Below are 15,828 nucleotides of genomic sequence, written 5' to 3'. Positions count from 1 at the left end.
GGGAGCCCGACAATTCTACGGATTTTTACCATAAATGCAAGCGCAATCGGGCCATCGTACTAGCGTCCAGGGAACATTCCCGGCGGCATTTTGCCGCCCATTCCGCGCAACATTTTTGCCATTCCGCCGCCTTTCATCTTCTTCATCATTTTTTGCATCTGCATAAATTGCTTCAGGAGCCGGTTCACGTCTTGTACTTGCGTACCAGAACCTGCTGCAATTCGGCGCTTGCGAGAACCTTTTATGACATCAGGGAAGCGCCGTTCACGCGCTGTCATTGAATTAATAATCGCTTCCATCCGAAGCGTCATCTTGTCATCCATTTGGCCTTTGATTTTGTCACCCATTTTGCCCATTCCCGGCATTTTATCGAGCAATCCGATCATTCCACCCATATCACGCATTTGGACCAACTGGTCACGAAAGTCCTCTAACGAGAACTCGCCTTTTTTCATCACCTTTTTGGCAACTTTCTCGGCTTTTTCGCGATCGACCTTCTGCTCCACCTCTTCGATGAGCGACAGCATGTCGCCCATTCCAAGAATCCGCGAGGCAACGCGATCCGGGTGGAACGCTTCTAAAGCATCGTTCTTTTCACCAACCCCTAAGAATTTGATCGGTTTGCCGGTGATATGGCGAATCGACAGCGCTGCCCCACCACGGGCGTCACCATCAGTTTTGGTAAGCACCACACCTGTCAGCGGTAACGCATCGTTGAAGGCCTTCGCCGTGTTGGCCGCGTCTTGGCCGGTCATGGCGTCAACGACGAACAAGGTTTCTGCCGGCTTCACGGCTTCGTGCAAGTGCTGAATTTCTGCCATCATCGCTTCATCGACCGCTAAGCGACCGGCGGTATCGACTAAAACGACATCAAAAAACTGCTTTCGCGCATGAGTAATAGCGGCTTCGGCGATTGCCACAGGTTGCTGTTCAGTGGTCGATGGAAAAAATGCGACGCCAACTTCAGCGGCGAGAGTTTCCAGCTGTTTAATCGCTGCGGGACGGTAGACGTCGGCACTCACCACTAATACTTTTTTCTTTTGCTTTTCGGTCAAGAACTTGGCGAGCTTACCCACGCTGGTGGTTTTACCAGCACCTTGCAAACCTGCCATCATAATAACCGCTGGCGGTTGCACGTTAAGGTTCAACGGGACATTCGCCTCGCCCATTGCTGTTTCTAGTTCGGATTGCACGATTTTTACGAAAACTTGCCCCGGTGTTAGGCTTTTGTTCACCTCAACCCCGACCGCCCGCTCTTTTACTCGTGCGATAAATTCTTTCACTACAGGCAACGCCACGTCGGCTTCAAGCAGTGCCATCCGTACTTCACGCAACGTCGACTTGATATTGTCCTCGGTCAGACGCCCTCGCCCACTTACATTTTTTAGGGTCTGAGATAAGCGTTCGGTTAAATTCTCAAACATATTCGACTCTCTTCGCCGTTGTTGTCGTCATTATCGATATGGCGCCATTATAACGAAACTTCAAGAAAGTTTCGCCTCTAACAGTTGGGTTTATAGAGACCTGATCGTATACTCAAGCTTCAACCTTTACTGTAGGACTATAGGATCTCGTCATACCATGGCATATCTGCTATTGCTGTTGACTTTGCTGGGTTATTCAGCCAGTGCTATCAATACATTGCGAGCACTGGCCAATTCGCGCGTAGACGATTCAAAGCTCGCTTCTATTACTGCCATTGTTGGCTTCGCGGCGCACGCTGCTTTGCTCTATTGGCATTTGCAACGCGACCAATTCGACCATCTTAATGTGGCTATTAGCCTATCGGTGGTTGCGTGGCTATTAGCGGGCTTAACTTTAATCCGTGGTCATCGCCATAGTGGGTTGTTATTGCGGCCGGTCATTTACCTATTTGCCGCGTTGAGTGCGATCTTGGTGGTATTCACGCCCGTCAGTTGGGGCGCCAATATTGCCTCAGTTCATGGGCTTGTTATTCACATCGTGCTATCACTACTTGCCTATGGTGTTTTAGCGCTAGCTACGCTCTATGCTGTGCAACTCAACTATTTGAACAAGGTCCTTAAACAACGCAAGAGCACAGCAATTGCCAATTATCTGCCGCCACTGCTTACCGTAGAGCGCTATTTTTTCCGCTTATTGAGCGCTGGCACCGGACTCCTAGCCTTGGCGATTATCAGCGGTTTTGTGTTTTTGGACGATTTGTTTGCCCAAGGTCAAGCGCACAAGACCATCCTCTCGCTGATCGCTTTCGCAACCTATGCCGGTATTGTTTTGTTACACAAATTTAGTGGTGCTCGCGGTCGTGTAGTGGTGTCTGGCACCGTGATTGCTGGCTTGATTTTAACCCTCGCATACTTCGGTAGCCGCTTCGTGAAAGATGTCATACTGGGGTAACTAAGGGTTGACTTCACCGAGTGCATCCATACATTAGATTTTCTGGTGTCAATAAAGGATATCCGCATTGGACGACATATCGACGGGTAGTTTATTAGTAATTCTTGTAGTACTACTGCTGATTTCTGCGTATTTTTCTGGCTCTGAAACGGGCATGATGTCGATTAACCGTTATCGACTTCGGCACTTGGTGCAACAACAGCACGCTGGGGCGGCTCGGGTTCAATATCTGTTGGATCGTCCTGACCGTCTGATCAGCCTCATCCTGATTGGCAATAACCTGGTCAACATCGCCGCCTCTGCCGTTGCCACTATTCTTTGTATGCGTTGGTTTGGTGACGCTGGAGTACTGATTGCTACCTTTGGCTTAACGTTGGTGATTTTGATCGTTTCCGAAGTAACACCGAAAACCATTGCTGCATTACATCCCGAGCGTATTGCATTTCCAAGTTCATTGTTACTACGGCCGTTGCTAACCGTTATGTATCCGCTGGTATTGCTAGTGAATGTTGTGACTAATGGCTTCATGCGTTGCCTCGGCGTTCGTCCGGACGCTGCCCGAGCCAACGACTCACTCAACTCCGATGAGCTGCGCACGGTGGTGAATGAAGCGGGCAACCTGATCCCAACGTCGCACCAAGAAATGCTGGTCAGCATTCTCGACTTGGAAAAGGTCACGGTTGAAGACGTGATGATTCCGCGTAACGATATCATTGGCATCGACATCAATAACGATTGGAAATACATTGTTAAGCAACTGGCTCAAGGCCAACACACTCGGTTGTTATTGTACCGCGGGGATATCGACGATGCCATTGGCTTTTTGCATGCTCGCGATGTTATGCGACTGATGACAAAGAACCAATTTGAAGCAGACAAGTCTATTCTGGTGCGTGCGGCAAGAGATATTTACTACATTCCAGAAGGAACACCGCTGAATGTCCAGCTGCTAAAATTCCAGCGTCGTAAAGAACGCATCGGCCTGGTCGTGGACGAGTACGGCGATATTCAAGGCTTAGTGACGCTAGAAGATATTCTGGAAGAAATTGTGGGAGATTTCACGACCTCGATGAATCCTGCGCCAAGCGAGACCACCCAACCGCAACCGGACGGCAGTTTCTTGGTTGAGGGCTCAGCTAACCTGCGTGAACTCAATAAAGAAATGAACTGGGAATTCCCGACCGACGGCCCGAAAACCTTGAGTGGCTTGATTGTCGAACGCTTAGGTGACATTCCGGACAATCAGTTAAGTCTGCGGATCGGCGGCTACCCAGTGGAAATCATCGAAGTCAGTGACACCATGATTAAAACGCTCAGGGTTTTGCCGGAATACTACCGCCCACCACTGTTGACAAAAGACGATAACTAACCGAAGAACAAACGCCATAGCCAACCGTGTTGAAGATCCTCTTCACAGCGGTTGAGCTGGGCGGCATATGTCAGTGACCGTTGTTTTACAATCCGCGAAACTTTCACTAACCACGGCTTGCGCAGGTAGGTTTTGCGCCGATAACCTCCCCATCCCTCATGGTAGTTGAGGTACTGCGCATAAGCATCCCACTTAGACACGCCATTGATTTCATAAGTTTTCTTCACAAACCACGCCATAAAATCGATGGCATCTTCGAACTCGTCGCGATCCGCACCCTCGTTATCGGTCTCGCGCATGTAATCTTCCCAAGTCAGGGTCTTGGCCTGCGAGTAACCGTAGGCCGAGCTCACTCGCCCCCACGGAATAAATCCCAGCAGGTAATCACGTGGCGGTAACGCGTCTTCTTTAAAGGAGCTCTCTTGATACATCATTGCCATCGGCACATGAATGGGGGTTCCCCAACGTTCACGTGCGTCTGCTGCAGCATCATACCAATCGGGCTTTTCATAAAAAATTTCACAAAGGTTGTCTGGTTGGCGCGGCGGCGCAGTGGCACAGCCCCCAAGCACAACGCTCAGGCTCAGAACCAGCGGCAGAATAACGGGTGGTCGCGTTTTTATTTTCATGGCGTTGAAACTTTTTTAAAAAGACTGACTCATACCTTATGAGCAGCAAAGTTTTTGTTCATTCCCTGAACGTCTGTAAATTACGCGCGAACCGTCACCGGTGTCGCGCGGTTTCTTTTTTACTCCGCCTCCGGCTTTGCAGGCTGCGCAGCTTTGGTAAAATAGTCCGCTAAGAATTCATCAAACGAACAGTGTTGGCTGGCTTTTTCGCGTTCAGCAAAGGCTGCTTCTGATGCTTCTCGCCATTGCTCAAACTGCGCGTCAGTGAACACTTCAAGCGTCTCACCGAGCAATTGCTGACGATACTTTTTCGCCAATTGCATGCCCAGTTCACTATTATCCAATCCTTGCTCTTTGAGTAGCGCCATCCACTGTCCAGACAGGGTTAACTCCGGGTTTAAAACCCACTCATAAAAGCCCGCCAAGGTTTGCTGATAGGTTCCGCCTTGTGCAGCGGCTTGGTCGAGTGTTTGCGCCAGCAAACCGAGATCATAAAACAACGCTTCTAACCAATCAGCGATAGCACGTTCATGCTCACCATCTTGCAACGATAAGCGTGGATTACGGCCATCCAGCACAACCTTATTAAAATTGTTATCGCAAACTCGCTGTTGTTCCCAACTCAACGGTGCAGACTCGCTAAACAGGCAATACAGTAATAATAAATCCAAAAACTTGATTTGTTCAGCGGTAATCCCGACCGGGCTAAATGGATTAGCATCTAACGCACGGACTTCAATATACTCAACCCCACCGCGCTCAAGCGCTTGCGTGGGCGTTTCACCATTTTTCGCCACCCGTTTAGGGCGTATTGGCGAATAGAACTCGTTCTCTATCTGCAGGATGTTGTCGTTTAATTGGCGATACTCGCCATCGACTTTCACTCCAATTTTGCTGAACTGCGTCGATTTAGTCGAGATGGCTCGGCGCAACCCGGCAATGTATTCATCCACCGAGTTGTAGGTAATTTGCAATGAGGCCTGCTCTTTGTTGGTGTAGCCTAGGTCGCTCATACGCAACGACGTGGCATAATCGCGGTAGGCCGTGCCCTTGCCCATGATCTTAAAGTCGATGTTGTGCTCAACATGGGATAAGAACGATTTACACACCGCCGGCGAGGCCCCAAATAAATAAGGGATAACCCAACTGACGCGTTTGAAATTACGGATAAGGCCGAAATAGCGCGCAGAACGAAACTGTTGTGTGTTGCGTTCACCGTGGTGCTTCGCTAAAGCATCCCAAATACTCTGTGGAACCGAGAAGTTATAATGCACTCCAGCAATGATCTGCATGGTGCCGCCATAGCGGTGCGTCAATCCTTTACGGTACAAACTCTTCATTCGGCCACTATGAGAATTGCCGTAACGCGCAATCGGAATGTCTTTTTCATCACCGACGTAACAAGGCATGCTCATTGGCCACAACAATTGTTCGCCCACCGCTCGGTAACTTTGTCGGTGAATATCGCGTAACTGCGCCATGGTGTTATCGATACTACGCTCAACAGGCGTAATAAATTCCAATAAACACTCAGAATAGTCCGTAGTAATGGTTGGGTGGGTCAGAGTTTTGCCCAAGCTAGACGGGTGATCAGTTTGCGCCAACGTCGCATCCTGATTAATTCGCAACGTTTCACGCTCTACACCGCGTTGGATTTCCGACCACGCCGAATTTGGCACTGTCGCTTGCAACGCGTTAACAACAGATTCAAGCTTTGCTTGCAATGGAGGTTCCTGCTGACGCTAATACCAGTTATGGGCACAGCTTACTGATAATTGTAGCCGCAGTCCATTCGAGTTTGTTGAATGCTTGGCAGTATCTACTGCGCATGGCACACTATGACTTTTATGATACCGAGTTATTCCATGTCTGTAACCACCAAAACGTCCGTAAAAAGTTATTGGCCGGCGTTGCAAAAAGGCTTAGCGCTGCTGCAGTTGGGTGCAGTGGTGAGCTATTTTGTTGCGCCCTCGCCATGGAATGACTATGCCTTGGTGCTGATTTTATGCGCCAGCGCCCTCTCCGGCATCTATTTTTGGGTTCGCAGCCGCAATACCGCGTTAACTGCGCCATTTTCTCAACCCATTCTTTCGTCAACCTCGCTACAATTATTACAGCAGGTATTTACCGACCTACCAATGCGTGTTTATTGGCGTGACCAGCAGTTACAACTGTTGGGCGGCAATCAAGCCTTTGCCGACGATTTAGGGTTAGCCTCAGTGGACGATATCGCCAATGCTGAGCAGCAGTCCAACAGTATAGCCAGCACCTTAGACCAAATTTTAGCGCGCGACAGCAAAACCTTGGCACAACAACAGGCCTCTTCGATCGCCGAGGTCGAGATGCAATTGCGTGACCAAGCCTGTTGGGTAGAGCATGCCAGTGTGCCGCTCTACGACGAACAAGGTAAAGTCATTGGCATCTTGGGCTCGTATTATGACATTTCTAAAATTAAAGCCGTTGCCACTGAAATGGCGCAAGCCAAAGAGACCGCAGAACAAGCCAATTTAGCCAAAGGCGAGTTTTTGGCAAATATGAGCCACGAAATACGGACCCCAATCAACGCCATCGTGGGCATGGCAACACTTTGTTTAAAAACGCAATTGGATGCCAAGCAACGGCGTTACGTCAAGGTCATCAACGCCTCATCAAATGCCTTGCTCGGGGTTATTAATGACATTCTTGATTTCTCCAAAATCGATGCGGGTAAGCTGCATATTGAGCGCATTCCTTTCGACCTCGAAGAAGTGATGGAATCGTTGGCTGATATGTTTGCCTACAAGGCTTACGATAAAGATTTAGAGTTTATCATCAACATTCCCGGGAATATTCCCACACGCCTTCTTGGCGACCCGCTGCGCCTAAACCAGGTGCTGGTGAACTTAGTCAGTAACGCCATTAAGTTTACCGAAGACGGTGAAATTAACGTTGCTGTAACCTTGCTAGACCGCAACGATCAACAAGTATGGTTGCGTATTTCTGTGTCAGATACCGGCATAGGTATGGATGAGGAGCAACGCGCAAACTTGTTCCAGCCTTTCACTCAGGCCGATAGTTCAACGACCCGTAAATATGGCGGAACCGGCCTTGGGTTGGCGATATCACGCCGCCTAATTCACCTTATGCAAGGCGATATCGGGGTGACCAGTGCAGTCGGCCAAGGGTCTACCTTCTTTATTGAACTCACGCTGCCGTTGCAACCAGAGCAAGATGATTCCCATATCCAACGTTTACAACAGCAACTGGCGGGGCGAAAAATTCTTGCTATCGACGACAACCTCAGTACTCGCGAAATGCTCTATGAAATTCTTCGCGGTTATAAAGTCGATGTAAAAGTCTGTCGTACCGCAGAACAAGGCATGAGCTTGTGTGAAGAAGCTGTTGCCGCAGACTCGCCTTACGAGCTGATATTAGTTGACTGGCGTTTGCCGGGGATGGATGGCTTAACCTTCTGCCAACGGTTACAGAAAAAGTTTGAACCCTCACGGCTTCCCAAGTTGGTGTTAGCGACCGGCTACTATGCTGAGGAGCTTGCGGAAAAAGCGAAAAAGGTTGGCGCTTCCGACTTTATTACCAAACCTTATACCACCGCTTCGCTCGGCCGCGTGTTAAGTGATGTATTGAATAACCGCACCAATCGCTCAGTGACAACCGAACAGCAAGACATCCAGCTACCCGAATCAATTTTGCATGCGCCAGTGTTGCTGGTCGAAGACAACGAAATTAATCAGCACGTCGCGCGCGAGTTACTCGAAAGCCATGGCTTTGTTGTGGACATTGCCGAAAACGGCCAAGTGGCGGTTGATAAAGTCAACAGTCAGCAATACGCCATCGTATTAATGGATATTCAAATGCCAGTGATGGATGGTTACCGTGCCGCAGAAACCATTCGACAGACCTACTCTTACCAGCAGCTTCCTATTCTAGCGATGACCGCTAATGCCATGAGTGGTGATGCCGAACGCTCGCTAGCCGCGGGGATGCAGGGGCACTTAGCCAAGCCAATAGATGAAACCGCGCTACTGGCGATGTTGAGTAAATGGTGCAAGCCCGGTGACTATCAGCAAAGTAAACCCACTGAGCCGCGCACAGAAGCACCTGAGCCAGAACCTAAAGAGGTTAGTCGTATTCGCTATCCACAGGCCAAAGGTATTGATTTTGCCGGCGCCCTGAAACGCCTTCAAAACAACGTTGAGCTCTATCTGCGGTTGGTCAACCAACTGGTTGAACAATACCAAAACAGCGCGTTAACTGTGGCCGACTTTATTACTCGTGGGCAACACGACAAAGCACGGCGCTACTTCCACTCATTAAAAGGCGCTGCAGCCAATTTGGGCCTTAATGCCCTGCAGGAAAAGGCAGCGGATATGGAAAGTTATATGAGTAAAGGCGAGATCGACCGTGTTGCCGATCGCATTACCGAGTTAGAAAAACGTTTACAGCACGCCAGCCAAGCAGCGTCAGACTTAGCTGCAATGCAAGCGAGCGATGACAGCCATGAGGAACAAGCGTAATGATACGACTGTTATTTTTACTGCCCGTAGTATTGTGTGTGCTGTGGACCCTGTTTTTATGGTCGCGTGGTTATCGCATTCGTTCGGGCGCTAAGGGCTATATCTACATTACCCTGTTTAGTGCTGTGATTGCGACGTTTTATACCCTCATGCTGTGGCTTACTGCGCGTTAGCCGGTTAGCCTACCAGCGCCAATAGAATACCGGCGGCTACCGCTGAACCCAGCACTCCTGCAACGTTAGGCCCCATGGCGTGCATTAGCAGGTAATTTTGCGGGTTGGCTTGCTGCCCCACTTTATTCACCACTCTTGCCGCCATCGGCACCGCAGAAACACCCGCAGCGCCGATTAGCGGGTTAATCGGGCTGTGACTGAACTTCGCCATTAACTTCGCCATCAACACGCCAGATGCGGTACCTATCGCAAAAGCTATCGCTCCTAGGGCCAAAATGCCTAGTGTTTCATAACTTAAGAAGTGTTCAGCCGAAAGCTTAGAGCCCACCGCTAAGCCCAAGAAGATGGTCACCGTATTGATTAAATCATTTTGGGTGGTCTTGGTTAAGCGTTCCACCACACCGGATTCGCGCATGAGGTTGCCCAAACAAAACATGCCGACTAACGGCGTTGCCGAAGGCAACAATAGTAAGGTCAGCAGTAATACCGCCAATGGAAACATGAGTTTTTCGCGGCGGCTCACCGGGCGCAGTTGTTCCATCTTCACTTGGCGCTCTTGCTCAGTGGTAAGTAAGCGCATTATTGGCGGCTGAATAATCGGCACTAACGCCATATAGGAGTAGGCTGCGACGGCTATTGCTCCTAACAAGTCTGGCGCTAGCCTTGAAGCGAGGAAGATTGCTGTAGGACCATCGGCACCGCCAATGATGGCAATGGCCGAAGCGTCAGCAAGCGAAAAATCTAAACCAGGAATCACATTCAACGCAATAGCGCCGAACAAGGTTACAAAAATTCCCATCTGCGCCGCGCCACCGAGTAACAGCATTTTCGGATTAGCAATCAACGGCCCAAAATCTGTTAGCGCTCCCACACCCATAAAAATTAACAGCGGAAATACGCCAGTATCTATTCCGGCAGCATAAATGTAATACAGCAATCCACCCGGCTCGGTGAAACCGGCCAGCGGAATATTTGCCAACACTGCGCCAAAACCAATGGGTACCAGCAATAAGGGTTCAAACTTCTTCGCAATTGCCAAATACAGCAATAAAAAACCGACGCCGATCATTGCCAATTGGCCCCAACTCATCGCGGCGATACCGGTGGTTTGCCACAACAACTGCAGAGAGTCCATAATGCCCTACCCTACGCTGACTAGGGAATCGCCAACAGCGACGCTGTCTCCCTCTTTGACAAAGACTTTAGCGACTGTTCCATCAGTCTCCGCTTTGATATCAGTTTCCATCTTCATGGCTTCCATCACAATCAACACATCACCGGCGTTAACGTTATCGCCCTCTGCCACCTCAACTCGGAAAATATTGCCCGCCAAGGGCGCTGTGGTTGGCTCGATATCATCAACGCTCTTCGCTGGCGCTGCTGCAGTTGTTGACGCCGCCGCTTGACTAGACTGCACATGATCAACCTCACCCGCGGCTCCTACATGAACCTCGAACTGCTGGCCATCAACGGTCACTTGATAGGTTGCTGCTGTCGGATTACCGGCGTTATTTTGCGAAGTAGACTTTTCCGCCTTATCACTGGATTGCGGTGCTTGCTCTGTATCCTGTGCCTGATCGGGATGGGGTTCAAACGCATCAGGATTATCGCGATTCTTTAAGAATTTCAATCCGATCTGTGGAAATAACGCGTAGGTCAAAACGTCATCAACGGTATTCTTCGCCAATTTGATCGACTGCTCCTTCGCGGTCGACGTTAATTCATCCTCTAGTGCTTCAAGTTCGTTATCGAGCAAATCCGCGGGGCGGCATGTAATAACCTCTTTGCCATCTAACACCCGTTCTTGCAGTGCTTTATTCACCTCTGCCGCAGGTTTCCCATACTCACCTTTAAGTACTGCTGCAGCCTCTTTTGAAATATTGGCGTAGCGCTCGCCACTCAATACATTGAGGACGGCTTGCGTACCAACAATTTGCGAGGTTGGCGTTACCAGCGGGATATAGCCTAAATCCTCGCGCACGCGAGGGATTTCATCCAGTACCTGATCGAATTTATCCAGTGCATTCTGTTCTTTCAGCTGGTTCTCCATGTTGGTCAACATGCCACCCGGAACCTGTGCAATCAAAATACGTGCATCGACGCCTTTTAACGACCCTTCAAATTTCGCGTACTTTTTCCGAACCTCACGGAAGTAACTCGCGACCTCTTCTAATTTTGGTAACGAAAAGCCGGTATCTCGTTCTGTGCCTTCCACCATTGCGACGATGGTTTCTGTGGGGGAGTGACCATAGGTCATACTCATTGAAGAAATCGCGGTATCCACACGGTCAACACCGGCATCTATCGCTTTCTGCAGCGTTGCTACACTTAGCCCGGTAGTGGCGTGACAGTGCAAGGCAATGGGTAAATCTGTGTGCTTTTTCAATGCACTAACCAGTTCATGCGCATCGTAAGGTCGCAATAAACCGGCCATATCTTTTATACAGAGCGAATCACAGCCCAAGTCCTCAAGCTCTTGTGCCATATTCACCCAGGTTTCTAAGGTATGAACGGGACTAACCGTATACGACAATGTCCCTTGTGCATGCCCCTCAACCTCTTTCGCCGCTTTAATCGCCGTTTGCAAGTTACGCACGTCGTTCATTGCATCAAAAATACGAAAGACATCTACACCATTGGTTTTTGCTCGCTCGACAAAGGCTCGTACCACGTCATCGGCGTAATGCCGGTAACCCAGCAGGTTCTGACCGCGTAACAACATTTGTTGGCGAGTGTTTGGCATCGCCTTTTTCAACTCTCGAATGCGTTCCCAGGGATCTTCTCCTAGATACCGAATACAGGCATCAAAGGTTGCTCCACCCCAAGACTCCAGCGACCAATATCCAAGACTATCGAGCTTTTCTGCAATGGGTAGCATGTCGTCCAAACGCATTCGGGTTGCGAGTAGTGACTGATGGGCGTCACGCAAAACGACGTCGGTTAATTGCAAAGCTTTAGTCATGGGACTGCTCCTTGGTTACCGCGTGATGATGTTGATGGACTGCCGCAGTGACCGCAGCAATCATCGCCCGCGAAGGTATCGCAGACGCTGTAGGTCGTTGAGGTTGATCAGGAAAGTAAGGGAACAACGTTTTTAACAACTTCATTGCTGCTATCAGCAGCAATAAAAATAGCAGTACTGAGGACATGCCAATAAGCATTAGTTCAGCGGCTTGCGCCAGAAGTTGTGACACCTTAACGACCTCGCTGTTTGAAACCATTAAACAAAACAACAGCTTGTCAAAGAAACAATGACAATGGAAGTATAGTCGCTATTCAGTTCGGAAATGTAAAGAAAATGTAGATGGCGCGCTCGGGAGGACTCGAACCTCCAACCGCCTGGTTCGTAGCCAGGTACTCTATCCAGTTGAGCTACGAGCGCGTATTGGTATGTCACGTTGAAGTTAAGGCTTGGCGCGCTCGGGAGGACTCGAACCTCCAACCGCCTGGTTCGTAGCCAGGTACTCTATCCAGTTGAGCTACGAGCGCTTACCTTAACAACTTGGCGGAGAGGGAGGGATTCGAACCCTCGATAGAGCTACAAACCCTATACTCCCTTAGCAGGGGAGCGCCTTCAGCCACTCGGCCACCTCTCCGCAACGTTGTGGCGAGCATTCTAGCGATGTCGGCAATAATGTCAAACCATTTTTTCCCTTTCCCGGCTCGAGTGTGGGATATTTGACCATCTCGTGCAAAAAAAACGCAAGATTGCCAATTTTTACAAAACTGCCCGAGAATAATAGAAAAAAGCCGCCCCCATACGGGAGCGGCTTTCCACACTAAATCATCGGCTGAATCTGGCGCTTAGGACCCTTCACCGTCCTGAGGATCATCCTTTTCAGACTGAATGCGCATATAGATTTCTTCACGGTGCACCGACACCTCTTTCGGGGCATTCACACCAATCCGTACTTGGTTGCCTTTGACGCCAAGCACAGTGACAGTAACATCGTCACCAATCATCAGAGTTTCACCGACTCGTCGGGTCAAAATTAACATCAGCCTGCTCCTTCGTTACTGTTTGGCTTTGATCTACCAACAACGAACATTTCCTTTTCTTACAGTGTGTTAAATACTATCAGCCTTTTCAGCAAATACACTATAACGAAAAGCGTATTAATGAGTTATATCCGACCAACAGCCGTCAACAAGTGCTCAGCCGAGTTGCTGTTGCAACCATTGCTTAGCCGATGTTAAGGCGTGCTCAAGCTGCTCAGGTTGCGACCCACCGGCTTGCGCCATATCTGGACGTCCACCGCCTTTACCACCGACGACTGCTGCGGCTTGGTTAACTAAATCACCCGCTTTAACTCGATCAGTGAGGTCCTTTGTCACTCCAGCAATAAGACTCACTTTCGCGTCCACCGCTGTGCCTAATAATACGATGCCACTACCCATTTGGTTTTTTAAATCGTCAACGGTAGAACGTAGCGATTTTGGATCGATACCATCAAGGCTAGCAATAATCACCTTAACGTGGTTAAAGATTTCTGCGTTGGCAACTAAATCACCGCCTGCTTGTGCCGCTAACTGTTGCTTCAGTTGCGCAACTTGCTTCTCTAACTGTCGTGATCGTTCACTCCACTGCTGGAAACGTTCAACAACATGCAATGGATCACATTTTAATTGCGTCGCTATGGCTTGCAGTCTTTGCTGTTGCTGTTGGGTAAAGGCAATCGCAGCCGCTCCAGTCACCACCTCTATACGGCGGATCCCGGAAGCGATTCCCGCTTCCGATGCAATTCGGAACAAGCCGATATCGCCGGTTGCTTGAACATGTGTTCCGCCGCAAAGCTCCATTGAGAAATCGCCCATGCGTACCACTCGTACTTGGTCGTCATATTTCTCGCCGAATAACGCCATAGCCCCAGCCTTTTTCGCTTCCTCAATATCCATCAACGCTGTCGTCAGCGGCGTATTACGACGGATTTCCGCGTTTACTACGCGTTCAATTTCGGCGATTTGTTCTGCGCTAAGTGGCTCAAAGTGTGAGAAGTCGAAACGCATTTTATCGGCTTCAACTAACGAGCCTTTTTGGCTGACGTGATCGCCCAAAAGGTTTCTTAGCGCAGCGTGGACCAAATGCGTTGCCGAGTGATTGCGACGAATATTGTCACGCCGTTCGCTATCAATTTCGGCACTGACCGTATCGCCCAATTGCAGCGTCACCTCAGCTTTACCGTGATGCGCAATCGCTTTACCTAGCATCTGCGTGTCGGTTACGACAAACTCGCCAGCGGCGCTTCGTAGCACGCCAGTATCACCAACTTGACCACCACTTTCAGCGTAAAATGGCGTTTCGCTGAGCACCACAATGCCTTGTTCGCCCGCAGCCAACTGCTGAACCGTTTCACCGTCTTTGAATAACTCGATAACTTGGCTTTCTTGTGCGACCTGTTGGTAACCGCTGAACGCCGATTTTTTGTCGGTTTTAAGCTGTTGGTTGTAATCAATACCAAACTGCGACGCTTGCTGGGCACGCTTTCGCTGCTCGTTCATGGCTTTTTCAAAGCCCTCTACATCAATGCTCAAGCCTTTTTCACGAGCAATGTCAGCCGTTAAATCCTGTGGGAAGCCGTAGGTATCGTAAAGCTTGAAAACGACGTCACCTGGGATAACATCATTACTCAAGTTAGCGACTTCATCCGCGAGGATTGCTAATCCGCGAGCAAGCGTCTTGGCAAACTGTTGTTCTTCACGCAACAACACGTCTGCGATAGTTTGCGCTTTCTCAGCCAGTTCCGGATAGGCTTCACCCATTAGCTCAACCAGCGAATCAACCAGTTTGTAGAAGAACGGTTCGTTAGCACCTAACAAATGTCCGTGGCGAACTGCGCGACGGATGATGCGGCGCAGCACATAGCCACGACCTTCGTTCGACGGCGTAACGCCATCAACAATGAGGAAGCTGCAAGAGCGAATATGGTCGGCGATAACGCGCAAAGATTTACTGCTTTTATCATCACTACCAATCACCGCGGCGGCATCCGAAATCAACCGCTGGAAGGTGTCGATTTCGTAGTTACTGTGCACCCCTTGCATGATCGCAGAAATACGCTCCAGCCCCATCCCCGTATCAATAGAAGGGTTGGGTAGCGGCTCTAGATGACCATCTGCTTGGCGGTTATATTGCATGAAAACCAAGTTCCAAATCTCAATATAACGGTCGCCATCTTCTTCCGCGGTGCCAGGAGGACCGCCCCACACATCTTCGCCATGGTCATAGAAAATTTCTGAACAAGGCCCGCAAGGACCCGTATCACCCATCGACCAAAAGTTATCCTTTTCACCGATACGAGAAATTCGATCTTCCGGTACCCCAATGTGTTTGGCCCAAATATCGTAAGCTTCGTCATCTTCGGTAAATACCGTCACCCAAAGCTTCTGCTTTGGTAACTTCAACACCTCGGTCAAGAACTGCCATGCGAATTCAATAGCTTGCTGCTTAAAGTAGTCGCCAAAACTGAAATTACCCAGCATTTCAAAAAAGGTATGGTGGCGCGCGGTATAACCCACATTTTCTAAATCGTTATGCTTACCGCCAGCGCGCAAACAGCGTTGGGCTGAAGTAGCTCGCTGATAGTTACGCTTATCAGTGCCGAGGAACACATCCTTAAATGGCACCATGCCGGCGTTGGTAAAAAGCAACGTCGGATCATTACCAGGGATCATTGATGCAGAAGGAACGCGTTGATGCCCGCGCTCAGCGAAAAACTGCAGAAATGTTTCACGAATTTCGGCACTACTCATGCTCATGAAAGAACCAG

12 protein-coding genes and 3 tRNA genes are annotated in these 15,828 nt (G+C 49.5%); 4 read left to right on the top strand and 11 right to left on the bottom strand.

From position 1 onward, the window contains the following. Positions 1 to 59 precede the first annotated feature (59 nt). Complete coding sequence (gene ffh, locus CWI84_RS09930; RefSeq protein WP_126842437.1) at positions 60 to 1,424, bottom strand: signal recognition particle protein; 1,365 nt, start codon at positions 1,422 to 1,424, stop codon at positions 60 to 62. A 157-nt stretch (positions 1,425 to 1,581) separates the two neighbouring features. On the opposite strand from ffh, the gene CWI84_RS09925 reads away from it, so the two are divergent. Continuing rightward, entirely contained in the window at positions 1,582 to 2,376 is a 795-nt protein-coding gene (locus CWI84_RS09925; RefSeq protein ID WP_126842436.1) for a cytochrome C assembly family protein, read from the top strand. 67 nt (positions 2,377 to 2,443) lie between these two features. Beyond that, positions 2,444 to 3,745, top strand: a complete 1,302-nt coding sequence (locus tag CWI84_RS09920) for an HlyC/CorC family transporter (RefSeq protein WP_126842435.1) — start codon at positions 2,444 to 2,446, stop codon at positions 3,743 to 3,745. Here the strand turns inward: CWI84_RS09920 and CWI84_RS09915 are convergent. After that, positions 3,742 to 4,374, bottom strand: coding sequence for a transglycosylase SLT domain-containing protein (locus CWI84_RS09915; protein ID WP_126842434.1), 633 nt, complete (start codon positions 4,372 to 4,374; stop codon positions 3,742 to 3,744). The genes CWI84_RS09920 and CWI84_RS09915 overlap by 4 nt on opposite strands. A 119-nt stretch (positions 4,375 to 4,493) precedes the next feature. Continuing rightward, a complete protein-coding gene (gene gshA, locus CWI84_RS09910; RefSeq protein ID WP_126842433.1) occupies positions 4,494 to 6,098 on the bottom strand; it encodes a glutamate--cysteine ligase in 1,605 nt (534 codons plus the stop codon). Positions 6,099 to 6,239: 141 nt separating this feature from the next. Here gshA and CWI84_RS09905 point away from each other — a divergent pair, with 141 nt between their 5' ends. Continuing rightward, entirely contained in the window at positions 6,240 to 8,888 is a 2,649-nt protein-coding gene (locus CWI84_RS09905) for a response regulator (RefSeq protein WP_126842432.1), read from the top strand. Beyond that, the gene (locus CWI84_RS11770) at positions 8,888 to 9,061 is read left to right on the top strand and encodes a hypothetical protein (RefSeq protein WP_198674509.1); all 174 of its coding nucleotides are present in this window, start codon (positions 8,888 to 8,890) and stop codon (positions 9,059 to 9,061) included. Before CWI84_RS09905 ends, CWI84_RS11770 begins: the two co-directional genes overlap by 1 nt. Before the next feature lie 4 nt (positions 9,062 to 9,065). On the opposite strand, the gene CWI84_RS09900 is transcribed toward CWI84_RS11770, so the two are convergent. From CWI84_RS09900 to alaS, 8 genes are all read right to left on the bottom strand, one after another. After that, complete coding sequence (locus tag CWI84_RS09900; RefSeq protein ID WP_126842431.1) at positions 9,066 to 10,196, bottom strand: sodium ion-translocating decarboxylase subunit beta; 1,131 nt, start codon at positions 10,194 to 10,196, stop codon at positions 9,066 to 9,068. Positions 10,197 to 10,202: 6 nt separating this feature from the next. Next, complete coding sequence (gene oadA, locus CWI84_RS09895; protein ID WP_126842430.1) at positions 10,203 to 12,023, bottom strand: sodium-extruding oxaloacetate decarboxylase subunit alpha; 1,821 nt, start codon at positions 12,021 to 12,023, stop codon at positions 10,203 to 10,205. Then, the gene (locus CWI84_RS09890; RefSeq protein ID WP_198674508.1) at positions 12,016 to 12,255 is read right to left on the bottom strand and encodes an OadG family protein; all 240 of its coding nucleotides are present in this window, start codon (positions 12,253 to 12,255) and stop codon (positions 12,016 to 12,018) included. Before CWI84_RS09890 ends, oadA begins: the two co-directional genes overlap by 8 nt. 111 nt (positions 12,256 to 12,366) lie before the next feature. Next, positions 12,367 to 12,443, bottom strand: a tRNA-Arg gene (locus CWI84_RS09885). 30 nt (positions 12,444 to 12,473) lie between these two features. Further along, a tRNA-Arg gene (locus CWI84_RS09880) sits at positions 12,474 to 12,550 on the bottom strand. Positions 12,551 to 12,564: 14 nt separating this feature from the next. Beyond that, positions 12,565 to 12,657: transfer RNA gene (locus CWI84_RS09875), tRNA-Ser, on the bottom strand. A gap of 208 nt (positions 12,658 to 12,865) precedes the next feature. Then, entirely contained in the window at positions 12,866 to 13,060 is a 195-nt protein-coding gene (csrA, locus tag CWI84_RS09870) for a carbon storage regulator CsrA (protein ID WP_126842428.1), read from the bottom strand. Positions 13,061 to 13,216: 156 nt separating this feature from the next. After that, on the bottom strand, positions 13,217 to 15,817 hold the full coding sequence (gene alaS, locus CWI84_RS09865; RefSeq protein ID WP_126842427.1) for an alanine--tRNA ligase: 2,601 nt from the start codon (positions 15,815 to 15,817) through the stop codon (positions 13,217 to 13,219). Between the last annotated feature and the right edge of the window lie 11 nt (positions 15,818 to 15,828).

The sequence above is a fragment of the Idiomarina tyrosinivorans genome, from assembly GCF_003987475.1.
In the GTDB taxonomy this organism is placed as follows: Bacteria; Pseudomonadota; Gammaproteobacteria; order Enterobacterales; family Alteromonadaceae; genus Idiomarina; species Idiomarina tyrosinivorans.
The sequence above is the reverse complement of the archived record's forward strand: the minus strand, read 5'-3'. Positions and strand labels throughout refer to the sequence as shown.

Excerpts from the sequence above, each read along its gene's own strand:
- ffh (WP_126842437.1), bottom strand. The coding sequence starts at position 1,424 with ATGTTTGAGAATTTAACCGAACGCTTATCTCAGACCCTAAAAAATGTA.
- CWI84_RS09925 (WP_126842436.1), top strand. The coding sequence starts at position 1,582 with ATGGCATATCTGCTATTGCTGTTGACTTTGCTGGGTTATTCAGCCAGT.
- CWI84_RS09915 (WP_126842434.1), bottom strand. The coding sequence starts at position 4,374 with ATGAAAATAAAAACGCGACCACCCGTTATTCTGCCGCTGGTTCTGAGC.
- CWI84_RS09905 (WP_126842432.1), top strand. The coding sequence starts at position 6,240 with ATGTCTGTAACCACCAAAACGTCCGTAAAAAGTTATTGGCCGGCGTTG.
- CWI84_RS11770 (WP_198674509.1), top strand. The coding sequence starts at position 8,888 with ATGATACGACTGTTATTTTTACTGCCCGTAGTATTGTGTGTGCTGTGG.
- CWI84_RS09900 (WP_126842431.1), bottom strand. The coding sequence starts at position 10,196 with ATGGACTCTCTGCAGTTGTTGTGGCAAACCACCGGTATCGCCGCGATG.
- oadA (WP_126842430.1), bottom strand. The coding sequence starts at position 12,023 with ATGACTAAAGCTTTGCAATTAACCGACGTCGTTTTGCGTGACGCCCAT.
- csrA (WP_126842428.1), bottom strand. The coding sequence starts at position 13,060 with ATGTTAATTTTGACCCGACGAGTCGGTGAAACTCTGATGATTGGTGAC.
- alaS (WP_126842427.1), bottom strand. The coding sequence starts at position 15,817 with ATGAGCATGAGTAGTGCCGAAATTCGTGAAACATTTCTGCAGTTTTTC.